The sequence below is a fragment of the Burkholderia sp. AU16482 genome (assembly GCF_002223285.1).
GTDB classification, from domain to species: domain Bacteria; phylum Pseudomonadota; class Gammaproteobacteria; order Burkholderiales; family Burkholderiaceae; genus Burkholderia; species Burkholderia semiarida.
In genome coordinates this window covers 20,690-35,875 of sequence record NZ_NKEY01000003.1, presented here as the reverse complement: position 1 = coordinate 35,875, position 15,186 = coordinate 20,690, and the positions used below count along the sequence as shown (strand labels likewise).

Here is a 15,186-nt window from a genome sequence, read left to right as displayed (position 1 = left end):
CGAACCTTGATCCTCATGACGCCAGCGCTCCTGCCCGCCGTTTCCGATTCGCCCGAGAGCACGCTGCTCGCGCTGGCGATGCTGCCGCCCGCGCTCCAGTATGCGTTCGCGATCGTCATCGGCCTGTGCGTCGGCAGCTTCCTGAACGTGGTCGCGCACCGGTTGCCCGTGATGATGCAGCGTGCGTGGCAGGCCGAAATCGCCGAAGCGACGGGCACCGAGCCCCCGCCGCCCGACGACGGTTATCCGCCGCGCTACGATCTGTGGCGCCCGCGCAGCGCCTGCCCGCATTGCGGCCACGTGTTGCGCGCCTGGGAGAACATCCCGATCGTCAGCTACCTGGTGCTGCGCGGGCGCTGCCGGCGCTGCGGCCACGCGATCGGCATCCGCTATGTGCTCGTCGAACTCGCGTGCGCGCTGCTCGCCGCCGTCTCGCTCGCGGCGTTCGGCCCGACCGTCGCCGCGCTTGCCGCGTTCGCGCTGTGCGCGGCGCTGCTCGCGATGAGCGCGATCGACATCCGCACCGGCTACCTGCCCGATTCGATGACGCTGCCGCTGCTGTGGGCCGGGCTCGCGCTCAACCTCGGCGGCACCTTCACGTCGCTGCGCTCGGCCGTGATCGGCGCGATGGCCGGCTACCTGTTCCTGTGGTCGATCTACTGGCTGTTCAAATGGCTGCGCGGCATCGAGGGCATCGGTTTCGGCGACCTGAAGCTGCTGGCCGCGCTCGGCGCATGGATGGGCTGGGCCGCGCTGCCGCAGGTCGTGCTGTTCGCGGCGGTGACCGGCGCGATCGTCGGGCTCGTCGCGACCTGGCGCGGCCGCATGCGCTTCGAGGAGCCGATTCCGTTCGGCCCGTTCCTCGCGGCCGGCGGCGTCGCCACGCTGTTTTTCGGCACCCCTTTCTATGCGGCGCTCGGAGGCTGACATGTTTTCAGTAGGACTCACGGGCGGCATCGGCAGCGGCAAGACGACCGTTGCCGACCTGTTCGGCGCCCGCGGCGCATCGCTCGTCGATACCGACCTGATCGCCCACCGCATCACCGCGCCGGGCGGTCTCGCGATGCCGGCGATCGAGCAGGCTTTCGGCCGCGGCTTCGTGGCCGCCGACGGCTCGCTCGATCGCGCGAAGATGCGCACGCTGATCTTCAGCGACGACGACGCGCGCCGGCGCCTCGAAGCGATCACGCATCCGCTGATCCGCGCGGAGACCGACCGCGAGGCGCGCGAGGCGCGGGGCCCGTACGTGATGTTCGTCGTGCCGCTGCTCGTCGAGTCGGGCACCTGGAAGGCGCGCAGCGATCGCGTGCTCGTCGTCGACTGCCCGGTCGAAACGCAGATCGCGCGCGTGATGCGGCGCAACGGCTTCACGCGCGAACAGGTCGAAGCGATCATCGCGCGACAGGCGACGCGCGAGGCCCGCCTCGCGGCGGCCGACGACGTGATCGTCAACGACGCGGTCACGCCCGACGCGCTCGCCGCGCAGGTCGATGCACTGCACCAACGCTACGTCGGATTCGCAGCCGCGCACTGAGCATCGCATGCAATCCTGATGGTGTACGAAATTGGCGCGTTGCTAGGGTAGAGAGGGGGCATTAGAATGTCCTTCATTGTTTCAATCCCTACCCAAGAGGCGAGCGCGCTTGATTCTTTACGAGTATCCGTTCAACGAGCGAATTCGCACGCTGTTGCGTCTCGAAGATCTGTTCGAGCGCTTCGCGTTCTTTTTGGCTCAGGAGGACCCGCGTGAGCACCACGTCGCGCTGACGACGCTGTTCGAAATCGCCGAGGTGACGGGCCGCGCGGACCTGAAATCGGATCTGATGAAGGAACTCGAACGCCAACGCCAGACGCTCGCCCCCTTTCGCGGCAATCCGGGTATCGAGCAGAACGCGCTCGAAGCCGTGCTCGGCGAAATCGAGCAGACGCTCGCGAATCTCGCGCAGATGCAGGGCAAGACCGGCCAGCACCTCGTCGACAACGAGTGGCTCGCCAGCATCCGCAGCCGCGCAGTGATCCCGGGCGGTACGTGCAAGTTCGACCTGCCGTCGTACTACGCGTGGCAGCAATGGCCGGCCGAGCAGCGGCGCCAGGACATCGCGAAGTGGATCCTGCCGTTGCTGCCGTTGCGCGACGCAGCGGCGATCGTGCTGCGGCTCGCGCGCGAATCGGGTCAGGCGTCGAAGGTCATGGCGATGCAGGGCAGCTACCAGCAGATGCTGTCCGGGCGCAGCTATCAGTTGATGCAGGTGCGGGTGTCGCCGGAGCTGCGCGTGATTCCCGAGGCGAGCGCCAACAAATACATGCTGTGGGTGCGGTTCACCATGCAGGACGGCGACGTGCGGCCGCGCGCGGTGGACATCGACGTGCCGTTCCATCTGACCCTGTGTAATCTGTAACGGCCGCGTGCCGGTTCAACGCTTTCGTATGACTACCGTCGTGAAATGTCCTTCGTGCGGCGCAGAAGTGCGCTGGACGCCTGAAAACAAGTTCCGTCCGTTCTGTTCGGCCCGCTGCAAGCAGCTCGACCTCGGCGCATGGGCCGCGGAAAAGTATCGGATCGGCGGTTCTTCCGACGAGGGCCCGTCGTCGGAAGAAGACGGCACGGACAGCCGCCGCGACAGTTGAGCGGCGCGCGCCGCCGTCCGCCAATATGGCCCGCGTTTCAGGCAGGCCGCCGCGGCGTCACTGCGACGCCGCTTCCTTCTCCAGCAGTTCGAGCACCGGCAGCGCCGCCGGCAACAGCGGCGCGACCTCGACCGGCAGCTGCTGCCACACGAACGCCTGCCCTTCCTTGCTGTGCGGCTCGCCCGTCCAGCCCGTCACCTTGCAGAAATAGAGCCGGACATACGCGTGCGGATAATCGTGCTCAAGCGTGTGCCAGCGGTGGCTGGCCGTGACTTCGATGCCGAGTTCCTCGTGCAGCTCGCGCGCCAGTGCGTCCTCGACGCTTTCGCCGGCCTCCAGCTTGCCGCCCGGGAACTCCCAGTAACCTTCATACGGCTTGCCCTGCAGGCGTTGCGCGAGCAGATACCTGCCGTCCGGCTGCACCATCACGCCAACCGCGACTTCGGTCACCTTGCGGCCGTCCGGCGCCCGCACGGCGCCTTGTGCCTGATCCGCGCTCATGCCTGCTCCTTGCGGCCCGACCAGTCCCGCGCGAACTGCCACGCGACGCGGCCCGAGCGCGAGCCGCGCTCGAGCGCCCATACGAGCGCGTCGCCGCGCGCGGTCTCGATCTCCGCATCCGGGCAGCCGAAGTGACGCAGCCAGTGCGCGACGATGTCGAGGTAGTCGTCCTGCTTGAACGGATAGAAGCTGACCCACAGGCCGAAGCGCTCCGACAGCGAGATCTTCTCCTCGACGACCTCGCCGGGGTGAATCTCGCCGTCCGGCAGATGCTTGTACGACTCGTTGTCGCTCATGTACTCGGGCAGCAGGTGACGGCGGTTCGACGTCGCGTAGATCAGCACGTTGTCCGACTGCGCGGCGATCGAGCCGTCGAGCGCAACCTTCAGCGCCTTGTAGCCCGATTCGCCGTCCTCGAACGACAAGTCGTCGCAAAACACGATGAACCGCTCCGGACGCTGCGAGATCAGGTCGACGATGTCGCCGAGATCGTGCAGGTCGTCCTTGTCCACTTCGATCAGGCGCAGCCCGTCGTTCGCGTACGCATTCAGGCACGCCTTGATCAGCGACGACTTGCCGGTACCGCGTGCGCCGGTCAGCAGCACGTTGTTGGCCGGCTTGCGCTGCACGAACTGGCGCGTGTTCTGGTCGATCAGCGCTTTCTGGCGATCGATGTTGTGCAGGTCGCCGAGCGTGATCGACGACACGGCCGGCACCGGCTGCAGGTAACCGCGCCCCTGGCGCTTGCGCCAGCGGAACGCGTGCGCCGCGCTCCAGTCGATCGCCGCCGGCGCGGGCGGCAGCATCCCTTCGAGACGGCCGAGCAGCGCTTCCGCGCGTGTCAGAAACTGTTCAAGCTTGTCCATGTCGTTCGAGCGCTCCCGATCAGGAGCGGTAATCCGCGTTGATGCTCACGTAATCGTGCGACAGGTCGCACGTCCAGACGGTGGCCTCCGCATCGCCGCGCCCCAGCAGCACGCGGATCGTGATCTCGCTCTGCTTCATCACGCGCTGGCCGTCTTCTTCCTGGTAGGCCGGATTGCGGCCGCCTGCCTTCGCGACCAGCACGTCGTCGAGATAAAGATCGATCTTGCCGACGTCGAGATCCGCAACGCCCGCATAGCCGATCGCCGCGAGAATCCGGCCGAGGTTGGGGTCGGATGCGTAGAAGGCCGTCTTCACGAGCGGCGAATGGCCGATCGCGTACGCGATCTGGCGGCATTCGGCGACGCTCCTGCCGCCTTCGACCTGCACCGTCATGAACTTCGTCGCGCCTTCGCCGTCGCGCACGATCAGTTGCGACAGCACCTGCGCGACTTCCGTCACCGCGTCGCGCAGCGCCGCATAGGCGGGCGAATCGGTCGACGTGATCGCGGGCAGCGTACTCTTGCCCGACGCGATCAGGATGAACGAGTCGTTCGTGGACGTGTCGCCGTCGATCGTGATGCAGTTGAACGAGCGGTCGGCGACTTCCTTCACGAGCGTGTCGAGCACCGGCTGCGCGACGTTCGCATCGAACGCGAGGAAGCCGAGCATCGTCGCCATGTTCGGCTTGATCATGCCCGCGCCCTTGCTGATGCCCGTCAGCGTGACCGTGTGGCCGTCGATCGCCACCTGGCGCGACGTCGCCTTCGGCAGCGTGTCGGTCGTCATGATCGCCTGCGCGGCGTCGAACCAGTTCGCGGCCTTGCGGTTCGCGAGCGCGGCCGGCAGGCCGGCCTTCAGGCGATCGATCGGCAGCGGCTCGAGGATCACGCCGGTCGAGAACGGCAGCACCTGCGCCGGCTCGATGCCGGCCAGACGCGCGAGTTCCGTGCAGGTTTCGCGTGCGTTCACGAGGCCCGGCTCGCCGGTGCCCGCGTTCGCATTGCCCGTATTCACGACCAGCGCGCGAATGCCCGCGCCGCCGGCACGCACCTTCGCCAGGTGCTCGCGGCAGACGGTGACCGGCGCAGCGCAGAAACGGTTTTCGGTGAACACGCCCGCGACCGTCGCGCCTTCGTCGACGGAGATGACCAGCACGTCCTTGCGATTCGGCTTGCGGATGTTCGCTTCCGCCCAGCCGAGCGTGACGCCGGCGACGGGATGGAGTTGGGCGGGATCGATCGACGGAAAATTGACAGCCATGGGGCACACCTGCCGGATGGAAAATGCCGGCACGTGCCGGCATCGATTGGAAGAACCGGCGGCCGCACGCGCGGGCCGCCACAACTCACGTCACTGACTGGAAGCTGCGAACGACGCGGCGCGCGTGATGCGCGCCGCCGCCGATCATGACAGCTTCCCGTGACATTGCTTGTACTTCTTGCCGCTGCCGCACGGGCACGGATCGTTGCGGCCGACCTTCGGCATTTCGCCGCCGGGCCCGCTGTGCGTCATCGCGCTGCCGACCATGTCGGCCGTCGCCGTGGCCGCCGCGGCTGCCGTGACGTTCGCCACCGGCGCGCCGGCGTCCGCGTAATCGGCATGCTGGTATTCGACGTTCTCGAGATGACCGCTGCGCTCCTCGATCTGCTCGGCGGCTTCCTCGAGCTGCTCCGGCGACTGGATCTGCACGTTCATCACGATGCGCGTGACTTCCTGCTTGATCGCGTCGAGCATCGCGGCGAACAATTCGAACGCCTCGCGCTTGTACTCCTGCTTCGGGTTCTTCTGCGCGTAGCCGCGCAGATGGATACCCTGGCGCAGGTGGTCGAGCGCCGCGAGGTGCTCGCGCCACAGGCGGTCGACCGTCTGCAGCATCACCGAGCGCTCGAACGCGCTGAACGATTCGCGGCCGACCATCGCGACCTTCGCCTCGTACTGCTCGTCGGCGGCCGTCGTCACGGCGTCGAGGATCTCGTCGGCCGTGATCGACGACGACTCGTTCACCATTTCCTGGATCGCGAGATCGAGCTGCCAGTCGTTGCGCAGCGCTTCCTCGAGCTCCGGCACGTCCCACTGCTCCTCGATGCTGCCTTCCGGCACGAACTGGCGGACGACTTCGGTGATCACCCCGTGACGCATCGCGGTGATCGTCTCGGTGATGTCGTGCGCTTCGAGCAGTTCGTTGCGCTGCTGGTAGATCACCTTGCGCTGGTCGTTCGACACGTCGTCGTATTCGAGCAGCTGCTTGCGGATGTCGAAGTTGCGCGCCTCGACCTTGCGCTGCGCCGATTCGATCGACCGCGTGACGATGCCGGCCTCGATCGCCTCGCCTTCCGGCATCTTCAGGCGATCCATGATCGAGCGCACGCGGTCGCCCGCGAAAATGCGCAGCAGCGGATCGTCGAGCGACAGGTAGAAGCGCGACGAGCCGGGGTCGCCCTGACGGCCCGCACGGCCGCGCAGTTGGTTGTCGATCCGGCGCGATTCGTGGCGCTCGGTGCCGATGATGTGCAGGCCGCCCGCGGCCTTCACCTCCTCGTGCAGCGTTTCCCACTCGTCGTGAAGCTGCTTGATGCGGCGTGCCTTCTCGTCGGCCGGAATCGAATCGTCGGCCTCGATGAACGCCGCCTGCTTCTCCGCGTTGCCGCCGAGCACGATGTCGGTACCGCGGCCGGCCATGTTGGTCGCGATCGTGATGCGCTTCGGACGGCCGGCTTCCGCGACGATCGCCGCTTCACGCTCGTGCTGCTTCGCGTTCAGCACTTCGTGCGGCAGCCCCGCCTGCTTCAGCAGGTGCGACAGCAGTTCGGAGTTCTCGATCGACGTCGTGCCGACCAGCACCGGCTGGCCGCGCTCGTAGCAGTCGCGAATGTCGCGGATCACCGCGTCGTAGCGCTCCTTGGCCGTCTTGTAGATCTGGTCCTGCTTGTCGATCCGCTTCGGCGGGCGGTTGGTCGGGATCACGACCGTCTCGAGGCCGTAGATCTCGTTGAATTCGTACGCTTCGGTGTCCGCGGTACCGGTCATGCCGGCAAGCTTCGCGTACATCCGGAAGTAGTTCTGGAACGTGATCGACGCGAGCGTCTGGTTCTCGCTCTGGATCTTCACGTGCTCCTTCGCCTCGACCGCCTGGTGCAGGCCGTCGGACCAGCGGCGGCCGGCCATCAGGCGGCCCGTGAATTCGTCGACGATCACCACTTCGCCGTTCTGCACGACGTAGTGCTGATCCTTGTGGAACAGCGTGTGGGCGCGCAGCGCCGCGTACACGTGATGCATCAGCGTGATGTTCTGCGGCGCGTACAGGCTCTCGCCCTCGCCGATCAGGCCCCATTCGGCGAGCAGGCGCTCGGCCTTCTCGTGGCCCGATTCCGTCAGGAACACCTGGCGCGACTTTTCGTCGAGCGTGTAGTCGCCCGGCTTCTCGACGCCCGTGCCGTCGGCCTTCTCTTCGCCGATCTGGCGCTCGAGCAGCGGCGGCAGTGCGTTCATCCGCACGTACAGCTCGGTGTGATCCTCGGCCTGACCCGAAATGATCAGCGGCGTACGCGCCTCGTCGATCAGGATCGAGTCCACTTCGTCGACGACGGCAAAATTCAGCGCCCGCTGCACGCGCGCGTCGGTCTCGTAGACCATGTTGTCGCGCAGGTAGTCGAAGCCGAATTCGTTGTTCGTGCCGTACGTGATGTCCGCCGCGTACGCCTGCTGCTTCTGGTCGTGCTCCATGCCGGACAGGTTGATGCCGACCGACAGACCGAGGAAGTTGTAGAGGCGCGCCATCCATTCGGCATCGCGCTGCGCGAGGTAGTCGTTGACGGTCACGACGTGCACGCCGCGGCCAGCCAGCGCATTCAGGTACACGGGCAGCGTCGCGACGAGCGTCTTGCCCTCGCCGGTGCGCATTTCCGCGATCTTGCCGTAGTGGAGCACCATGCCGCCGATCAGCTGCACGTCGAAGTGGCGCATCTTCAGCACGCGGCGGCTTGCCTCGCGACAGACCGCGAACGCTTCGGGCAGCAGCTTGTCGAGCGACTCGCCGGCCGCGACCCGCTGGCGGAATTCGTCCGTCTTGCCGCGCAACTGGTCGTCCGTCAGCTTCTCGATCTGCGTTTCGAGCGCATTGATCGTCGCGACGGTCTTTTGGTATTGCTTGACGAGCCGCTGGTTGCGGCTGCCAAAAATTTTCTGGAGAAAACCGGTTGTCATCGGATCGGATCCTGCGTCGCAGCACCGGCGCCCGGCGCGTGTTGCGCGCCCCGGCGCCCGAGCCTCGGCGGCTTAGCGAATTAGTGGACTCAAACGTCGAATTTTAGCACGCGGGGACGCATGCGCCCGCGTCCCGGCCGGACGGCCATCGCGCGCCGGGGCCGGGCGGACAGGGGCGAAAGCCGCGCGTGCGCGAGCCGGCGCGAGTACAATCGGCTGCAACGTCCGCGCGCGTACGCGCTCGAAGAATGCCTCGATGAACCGATTTTCCAAGCGTTTCGGCCCGCTCGCCGCCTATCGTCCGCAACCCGTGTCCGAAGTGCTCGGCCGCACCGACGCGTTCGCGGCGCTGCGCGCCGGCGTCGAGCAGATCGCGTCGCTGCAGCGCGACCTCGGCGCGTGCCTGCCCGATTATCTGGCGAATCACGTCGAACCGGGCTTCATCAAGGACGGCACCCTGACCCTCTTTGCCGCACACAATGCGCTGGCAGCACGGCTGCGGCAGGTCGAAATGCGGCTGCTCGGCGATCTCCAGAAGCGCGGCTGGCCGGTGACGACGCTACGGGTGCGCGTGCGGCCGAAGGACGCGCCCGAACCGCCACATGTGAAGCAGGCGCGGATGACCTCGGCCGGCGCCGCCGCGTTGCGCGACCTCGCCGATCACCTCGAACCGTCGCCGCTGCAGGCGGCGCTCGCGCGGATGGCGGCACGGCACGGCGCGAAGCCGCGTTGATCGCCAGGGCCGCAGGCGGCGGCCAGCCAATAAAAAAGCGACCCGAGGGTCGCTTTTTTATCGCTTGCGCTGAACGCCGCTCACGCGAAGGCCGTCTGCGCGTCGAACGCGAACCCCTTCGGCGCCGCCTGCGGATCGTCGAACGTCACGATCTCGTACGCGTCTTCGTGCGCGAGCAGCTCGCGCAGCAACGCGTTGTTCAGCCCGTGGCCCGACTTGTACGCGGTGTACGACGCCAGCAGCGGGTGGCCGATCACGTACAGGTCGCCGATCGCGTCGAGCATCTTGTGCTTCACGAACTCGTCGTCGTAGCGCAGCCCGTCGTTGTTCAGGATCCGGTACTCGTCGAGCACGATCGCGTTGTCCATGCTGCCGCCGCGGGCGAGACCCAGCTCGCGCATCATTTCGACTTCATGGGCAAAACCGAACGTGCGCGCGCGCGCGATCTCGCGTACGTACGACGTATTCGCGAAATCGACCTCCAACTCCTGGCCGGTCTTGTCGACGGCCGGGTGACGGAAGTCGATCGTGAACTTCAGCTTGAAGCCGAAATACGGATCGAGACGCGCGAACTTGTCGCCATCGCGAATTTCGACCGGCTTCTTCACCTGGATGAAGCGCTTCGGCGCGTTCTGCTCTTCGATGCCGGCGGATTGAATCAGGAACACGAAGGACGCGGCGCTGCCGTCCATGATCGGGATTTCCTCGGCCGTCACGTCGACATACAGGTTGTCGATGCCGAGGCCGGCGCACGCCGACATCAGGTGCTCGACCGTCGACACGCGCGCGCCATCCTTCTGCAGCACCGACGCGAGCCGCGTGTCGCCGATCGACATCGCGGAGGCCGGAATATCGACGGGCGTGGGCAGGTCGACGCGCGAGAACACGATACCCGTACCCGGCGCAGCCGGACGGAGCGTCAGTTCGACCTTGCGGCCCGAGTGGAGACCGATACCGACGGTCTTCACGATGGATTTGATGGTGCGCTGCTTCAACATGGTCTTCTTCGTCTTGATTGAGGATATCAATCAGGAGTTATATTCGATAGGCGCGATTATAGCGTAATTCCCAATTCAACGCTGTCTGAAACTGCGTATCAATCTGTTTCGACTGTTTACCCGCGCCGATACGGGACGGGCCGATGCCCGGAACGGAGGCGTTTCCGGTCATCGACCCGTGTTACAACTGCCCTGAGGCCGGCGAGCAACGTTGCCGGAAGGCAACGGCGCGCCGCACGATCAGGACGTCAACGTCGCGAGCACACTCGCCGCATCGCTCACTTCGAATTTGCCCGGCGCCTCGACGGCCAGCGTCTTGACCACACCGCCGTCGATCACCATCGCGTAGCGCAGGGAACGAATTCCCATGCCACGCGCGGACAAATCCTGCGTCAGCCCCAGCGCATGAGTGAAAGCCGCGCTGCCGTCCGCCATCATGCGCACCTTGCCCGCGGTGTGCAGATCACGTCCCCATGCGCCCATCACGAATGCGTCGTTGACGGACACGCACCAGATCTCGTCGATACCCGCCGCGCGCAGTTGCTCGGCGTGCTCGACGTAGCCCGGCACATGCTGCGCCGAGCAGGTCGGCGTGAACGCGCCCGGCAATCCGAAGATCACCACCCGCTTTCCCGCAACCTGGTCGCGCACGCTGAAGGCATTCGGCCCCAGCGTGCACCCTTCGCGCGCGTCGTCGACGAACTCGAACAATTGCGCGTCGGGCAGCGCGTCGCCCACTTGAATCATGGCTGGTCCCTCATAGCGATACGGTTTTTCAGCGTGTCGCGGACAGCACGGCCCATCCCGCTTCGCACAAGCGAAGAGGGCACCTTTCCCGGCCCGGCGTCGCATCCGACGCGGCCTGTCGTGGTCCGTGGCATCCGTCACGCCGGCGATACCGCGGCGGTGTCGCCGCGGCTTCGCCTGTGTTTGCGTCAGTCAGCCTGCTTGCGCAGGAAAGCCGGGATGTCGTACGTGTCGACCCCCTTCTCCTGCAGCGCCTGCACGTGCGATGCCGCGGTTTCGCGCGAGTTGCGCCACACCGCCGGCGTATCGAGCGCGCCGTAGTCGGCCGTGCTGACGTGATGCGCCGGCGCATAGCCGTGCGACACCGCGCTGACCGGCTGGTTGTCCGTACCCGTGCGCAGCAGCGTCATCGGTGCCGACTGCTGCTTCTTCGCCGCACGGCCCAGACCCGTCGCCACGACCGTCACGCGCAACGCATCGCCCATCGCGTCGTCGTACACCGCACCGAAGATCACCGTCGCATCTTCCGCCGCGTAGCTCTTGATCGTGTTCATCACTTCGCGCGTTTCCGACAGGCGCAGCGAACGGCTCGACGTGATGTTGACCAGCACGCCGCGCGCGCCCGACAGATCGACGCCTTCGAGCAGCGGGCTCGCCACGGCCTGTTCCGCCGCGAGGCGCGCGCGATCGACGCCGGCGACCGTCGCCGTGCCCATCATCGCCTTGCCCTGCTCGCCCATCACCGTCTTCACGTCCTCGAAGTCGACGTTCACGAGGCCGTCGACGTTGATGATTTCCGCGATACCCGCCACCGCGTTATTCAACACGTCGTCCGCGCACTGGAAGCACTTGTCCATCTCGGCGTCGTCGCCCATCACGTCGAACAGCTTGTCGTTCAGCACGACGATCAGCGAGTCGACGTGATCCTCCAGTTGCTGCGAGCCTGCTTCGGCGACGCGCATGCGCTTGCCGCCTTCGAACTCGAACGGCTTGCTGACGACACCGACCGTCAGAATGCCCATCTCCTTCGCGATCTGCGCGACCACCGGCGCCGCGCCCGTGCCCGTGCCGCCACCCATGCCGGCCGTGATGAATACCATGTGCGCGCCGCGCAGTGCGTCGGCGATGCGCTCACGCGCCTCTTCCGCTGCCGCACGGCCCATTTCCGGCTTCGCACCGGCGCCAAGACCCGTGTTGCCGAGCTGGATCACCGACGATGCGCGCGAACGCGACAGCGCCTGGGCGTCCGTGTTCATCACGATGAAATCGACGCCCTGCACGCCGCGGTTGATCATGTGCTGGACGGCATTGCCGCCAGCGCCGCCAACGCCGACCACCTTGATGATGGTGCCGTTGGTCTCGGTTTCCAGCATTTCGAATTCCATGTTGCCTCCGTCAAGAGAATGACTGCTACTCGGCCGTTATTCGGCAGGAGATCGGGCAACCCCCTGTCGCGCGCCAGCCGCCGGCACCAGCGCGAATTTCGATTCGGTTCGACTCGTCAGAAGTTGCTCAGGAACCATTCCTTCATCCGCGAGAACACCTGCCCCGCGTTGCCGGACTGCACGGCGACCTTGCGGCCGCGCATGCGCTGCGCACTGCCTTCGACGAGCAACCCCATCGCCGTCGAGTAGCGCGGATTGCGCACGACGTCGGAGAGGCCGCCTGCATACTCCGGCGCGCCGATGCGCACCGGTTTCAGGAAAATGTCTTCGCCGAGCTCGACCATGCCCGGCATCATCGAAGCGCCGCCGGTAATGACCACGCCGGAGCTCAGGAGTTCTTCGTAACCCGACTCGCGCACGACCTGCTGCACGAGCGAGAACAGTTCCTCGACGCGCGGCTCGATCACGGCCGCGAGCGCCTGGCGCGACAGCGTGCGCGGGCCGCGTTCGCCGAGGCCCGGCACTTCGACCATTTCGTCCGGATCGGCGAGCGCCTGCTTCGCGATCCCGTAGCCGACCTTGATGTCTTCCGCATCCGGCGTAGGCGTGCGCAGTGCCATCGCGATGTCGCTCGTGATCTGGTCGCCGGCGATCGGAATCACCGCCGTGTGGCGGATCGCGCCTTCGGCGAAGATCGCGATGTCCGTCGTGCCGCCGCCGATGTCGACCAGCACCACGCCGAGATCCTTCTCGTCTTCCGTCAGCACCGCCAGCGACGACGCGAGCGGCTGCAGGATCAGGTCGTTCACTTCCAGCCCGCAGCGGCGCACGCACTTGACGATGTTCTGCGCGGCGCTCACCGCGCCCGTCACGATGTGCACCTTCACTTCCAGCCGGATGCCGCTCATCCCGATCGGCTCGCGCACGTCTTCCTGGCCGTCGATGATGAATTCCTGCGTGAGGATGTGCAGCACCTGCTGGTCGGTCGGGATGTTGATCGCCTTCGCGGTCTCGATCACGCGTGCGACGTCCGTCTGCGTGACCTCCTTGTCCTTGATCGCGACCATCCCGCTCGAGTTGAAGCTGCGGATGTGGCTGCCCGCGATCCCCGTAAACACGTTGGTGATCTTGCAGTCGGCCATCAGCTCGGCTTCCTCGAGCGCGCGCTGGATCGACTGCACGGTGGCCTCGATGTTGACCACCACACCTTTCTTCAGACCCTTCGACTCGCTCTGGCCGAGACCGATCACCTCGTAGTGGCCCTCGCCCTTCAGCTCCGCGACGATGGCCACTACCTTCGACGTGCCGATGTCGAGGGAAACCAGCAGATCCTTGTAGTCTTTGCTCATAAAGTGCTCTTGCGTGTGATCTCTCGTTACTTCTTGCGCTTGTCGGTATCGGTCAGGAACCGCATGCCTGCCGCGCGAATCGCGAATCCGTTCGGATAACGCAGATCCGCGTACTCGATGTCGTTGCCCCAACGCTCCGTGACGGCCGGCCACGCGGCCACCAGGCGCTGGCTCCGGTCATGCAGCGTGTCGCTGTTGCGTTCCTTGCCCAGCTCGACCTGCATGCCGTTCGACAGCTTCACCGTCCACGCGTACCGCGCCGACAGCGTCACTTCTTCCGGCGCCGCCTTCAGCGGCGCAAACCATTTCCCGAAGTCGCGATACCGCGTGACGACTTCCTTCGCACTGCCTTCCGGGCCGTCGAACGCCGGCAGTTCCTGCTCCAGCTCGCCCTGGTTCGCGGTGAACAGCTCGCCGTCGACGCTCACCAGCTGATCGCTGCCCCAGGTCCCAAGCGGCTTGTACTCCTCGAGCGTGACAGCCAGCGCATTCGGCCACACCCGGCGCACGCTCGCGTGACGCACCCACGGCATCTGCTCGAACGCGGCACGCGCCGCATCGAGATCGACCGTGAAGAAATTGCCCTTCAGCCGGCCGACCACGCCCGCGCGCACCGTCGGCGAGTTGATGTGCTCGGTGTCGCCGTCGATCCGGATTTCCCGCAGCGCGAACGTCGGGCGCTGGATCAGCCAGTAGCAGCCGGCCGCCGCCAACACGAGCAGCAGCAGCGCGTACAGCGCGCTGGCGGCAAGGTTGAGTTGGCGAACGTTGTTCCACATACGTCGTTCCGTTCCTGCGTCAGTCGTTGAGCGTGAGCGACAACACCTTCACGACCAGCTCCGAATAGCCGATGCCGACCGCGCGCGCGGCCTTCGGCGGCAGCGAGTGGTCGGTCATCCCGGGGGCCGTGTTCACTTCCAGGAAATACGCGTTGCCGGCCGCGTCGAGCATGAAGTCCGCACGGCCCCAGTCGGTGCAGCCGAGCACGTCGAACGCGCGGCGCGCGATGCGCTTCAGTTCCGCCTCCTGTTGCGCCGGCAGGCCGCACGGGATCAGGTACTGCGTATCGTCGGCGACGTACTTCGCGTGGTAGTCGTAGAACTCGCCCGCCGGCACGATCTTGATCAGCGGCAGGTCGAGATCGCCGGCGATGCACGCGGTGTATTCGCCGCCGCCTTCGATGCTCTTCTCGACGATCACGATCTTGTCGTGCGTCGCGGCTTCCGCGAGCGCGGCCGGCAGCGCGTCGGCCGTCTTCACCTTCAGGACCGCGACGCTCGAGCCTTCGCTCGCCGGCTTCACGAACAGCGGCAGGCCGAGCTTCGCGACAATGTCGGTCGCGCGCGCGGCCAGATCGTCGCCGCGCATCACCGTCTCGAACGGCGGCGTCGGCACGCCCGTCTGCTGCCACACGAGCTTCGTGCGGAACTTGTCGAGGCCGAGCGCCGACCCGAGCACGCCGCTGCCCGTGTAGCGGATCCCGTAGAAATCGAGCGCGCCCTGGATCTGGCCGTTCTCGCCGTAGCCGCCGTGCAGCGCGTTGAACGCGCGCACGAAGCCTTCGTCCTTCAGCGCCGACAGCGGCCGCTCGGCCGGGTCGAACGGATGCGCGTCGACGCCCGCGTCACGCAGGCCCTGCAGCACGAGGCGGCCCGAGGTGAGCGATACCTCGCGCTCGGCGGATTCGCCGCCGAACAACACCGCCACCTTGCCGAAGCGTTTCGGATCGATTCCGCTCATGCCGACCTCCGCCGGGCCGCCCCAACGAGGCTGAC

The 15,186-nt window shown here is 66.4% G+C and carries 15 protein-coding genes; 5 read left to right on the top strand and 10 right to left on the bottom strand.

Going from position 1 to position 15,186, the window contains the following annotated elements; translation table 11 throughout:
- The first annotated feature begins 15 nt into the window (after window positions 1-15).
- The 4 genes from CFB35_RS02475 (at window position 16) to CFB35_RS02460 (ending at window position 2,628) form a co-directional block, all read left to right on the top strand.
- Complete coding sequence (locus tag CFB35_RS02475) at window positions 16-927, top strand: A24 family peptidase (protein ID WP_059580874.1); 912 nt, start codon at window positions 16-18, stop codon at window positions 925-927.
- Between the two features lies 1 nt (window position 928).
- A complete protein-coding gene (coaE, locus tag CFB35_RS02470; RefSeq protein WP_059580872.1) occupies window positions 929-1,534 on the top strand; it encodes a dephospho-CoA kinase in 606 nt (201 codons plus the stop codon).
- 109 nt (window positions 1,535-1,643) lie between these two features.
- Window positions 1,644-2,399, top strand: coding sequence for a cell division protein ZapD (zapD, locus tag CFB35_RS02465; protein ID WP_059580870.1), 756 nt, complete (start codon window positions 1,644-1,646; stop codon window positions 2,397-2,399).
- Window positions 2,400-2,427: 28 nt separating this feature from the next.
- Window positions 2,428-2,628, top strand: a complete 201-nt coding sequence (locus tag CFB35_RS02460) for a DNA gyrase inhibitor YacG (protein ID WP_059580867.1) — start codon at window positions 2,428-2,430, stop codon at window positions 2,626-2,628.
- A 57-nt stretch (window positions 2,629-2,685) separates the two neighbouring features.
- On the opposite strand, the gene CFB35_RS02455 is transcribed toward CFB35_RS02460, so the two are convergent.
- From CFB35_RS02455 to secA, 4 genes are all read right to left on the bottom strand, one after another.
- On the bottom strand, window positions 2,686-3,129 hold the full coding sequence (locus tag CFB35_RS02455) for an NUDIX domain-containing protein (RefSeq protein ID WP_059580864.1): 444 nt from the start codon (window positions 3,127-3,129) through the stop codon (window positions 2,686-2,688).
- Complete coding sequence (locus CFB35_RS02450) at window positions 3,126-3,995, bottom strand: ATP-binding protein (protein WP_059580861.1); 870 nt, start codon at window positions 3,993-3,995, stop codon at window positions 3,126-3,128. Before CFB35_RS02450 ends, CFB35_RS02455 begins: the two co-directional genes overlap by 4 nt.
- A gap of 19 nt (window positions 3,996-4,014) precedes the next feature.
- Complete coding sequence (gene argJ / locus CFB35_RS02445) at window positions 4,015-5,256, bottom strand: bifunctional glutamate N-acetyltransferase/amino-acid acetyltransferase ArgJ (RefSeq protein ID WP_059580860.1); 1,242 nt, start codon at window positions 5,254-5,256, stop codon at window positions 4,015-4,017.
- A 144-nt stretch (window positions 5,257-5,400) separates the two neighbouring features.
- A complete protein-coding gene (gene secA, locus CFB35_RS02435) occupies window positions 5,401-8,199 on the bottom strand; it encodes a preprotein translocase subunit SecA (RefSeq protein WP_059580857.1) in 2,799 nt (932 codons plus the stop codon).
- Window positions 8,200-8,455: 256 nt separating this feature from the next.
- On the opposite strand from secA, the gene CFB35_RS02430 reads away from it, so the two are divergent.
- The gene (locus CFB35_RS02430) at window positions 8,456-8,932 is read left to right on the top strand and encodes a DUF721 domain-containing protein (protein ID WP_059580855.1); all 477 of its coding nucleotides are present in this window, start codon (window positions 8,456-8,458) and stop codon (window positions 8,930-8,932) included.
- Window positions 8,933-9,012: 80 nt separating this feature from the next.
- Here the strand turns inward: CFB35_RS02430 and lpxC are convergent, their stop codons facing one another.
- The 6 genes from lpxC to CFB35_RS02400 all read right to left on the bottom strand — a co-directional run bounded on the left by lpxC (window position 9,013) and on the right by CFB35_RS02400 (window position 15,151).
- Window positions 9,013-9,930, bottom strand: coding sequence for a UDP-3-O-acyl-N-acetylglucosamine deacetylase (gene lpxC / locus CFB35_RS02425; RefSeq protein WP_059580853.1), 918 nt, complete (start codon window positions 9,928-9,930; stop codon window positions 9,013-9,015).
- A 240-nt stretch (window positions 9,931-10,170) separates the two neighbouring features.
- The gene (locus tag CFB35_RS02420) at window positions 10,171-10,677 is read right to left on the bottom strand and encodes a peroxiredoxin (protein WP_059580848.1); all 507 of its coding nucleotides are present in this window, start codon (window positions 10,675-10,677) and stop codon (window positions 10,171-10,173) included.
- A gap of 188 nt (window positions 10,678-10,865) precedes the next feature.
- The gene (gene ftsZ / locus CFB35_RS02415; RefSeq protein WP_021159911.1) at window positions 10,866-12,062 is read right to left on the bottom strand and encodes a cell division protein FtsZ; all 1,197 of its coding nucleotides are present in this window, start codon (window positions 12,060-12,062) and stop codon (window positions 10,866-10,868) included.
- A gap of 116 nt (window positions 12,063-12,178) precedes the next feature.
- Window positions 12,179-13,411 (bottom strand): cell division protein FtsA, encoded by a 1,233-nt coding sequence (ftsA, locus tag CFB35_RS02410; protein ID WP_006487138.1) that lies wholly within the window; start codon window positions 13,409-13,411, stop codon window positions 12,179-12,181.
- A 26-nt stretch (window positions 13,412-13,437) separates the two neighbouring features.
- The gene (locus CFB35_RS02405; RefSeq protein WP_034186356.1) at window positions 13,438-14,190 is read right to left on the bottom strand and encodes a cell division protein FtsQ/DivIB; all 753 of its coding nucleotides are present in this window, start codon (window positions 14,188-14,190) and stop codon (window positions 13,438-13,440) included.
- Window positions 14,191-14,209: 19 nt separating this feature from the next.
- Window positions 14,210-15,151: a D-alanine--D-alanine ligase gene (locus CFB35_RS02400; protein WP_034206326.1), complete on the bottom strand. Its 942-nt coding sequence runs from the start codon at window positions 15,149-15,151 to the stop codon at window positions 14,210-14,212.
- Window positions 15,152-15,186 lie beyond the last annotated feature (35 nt).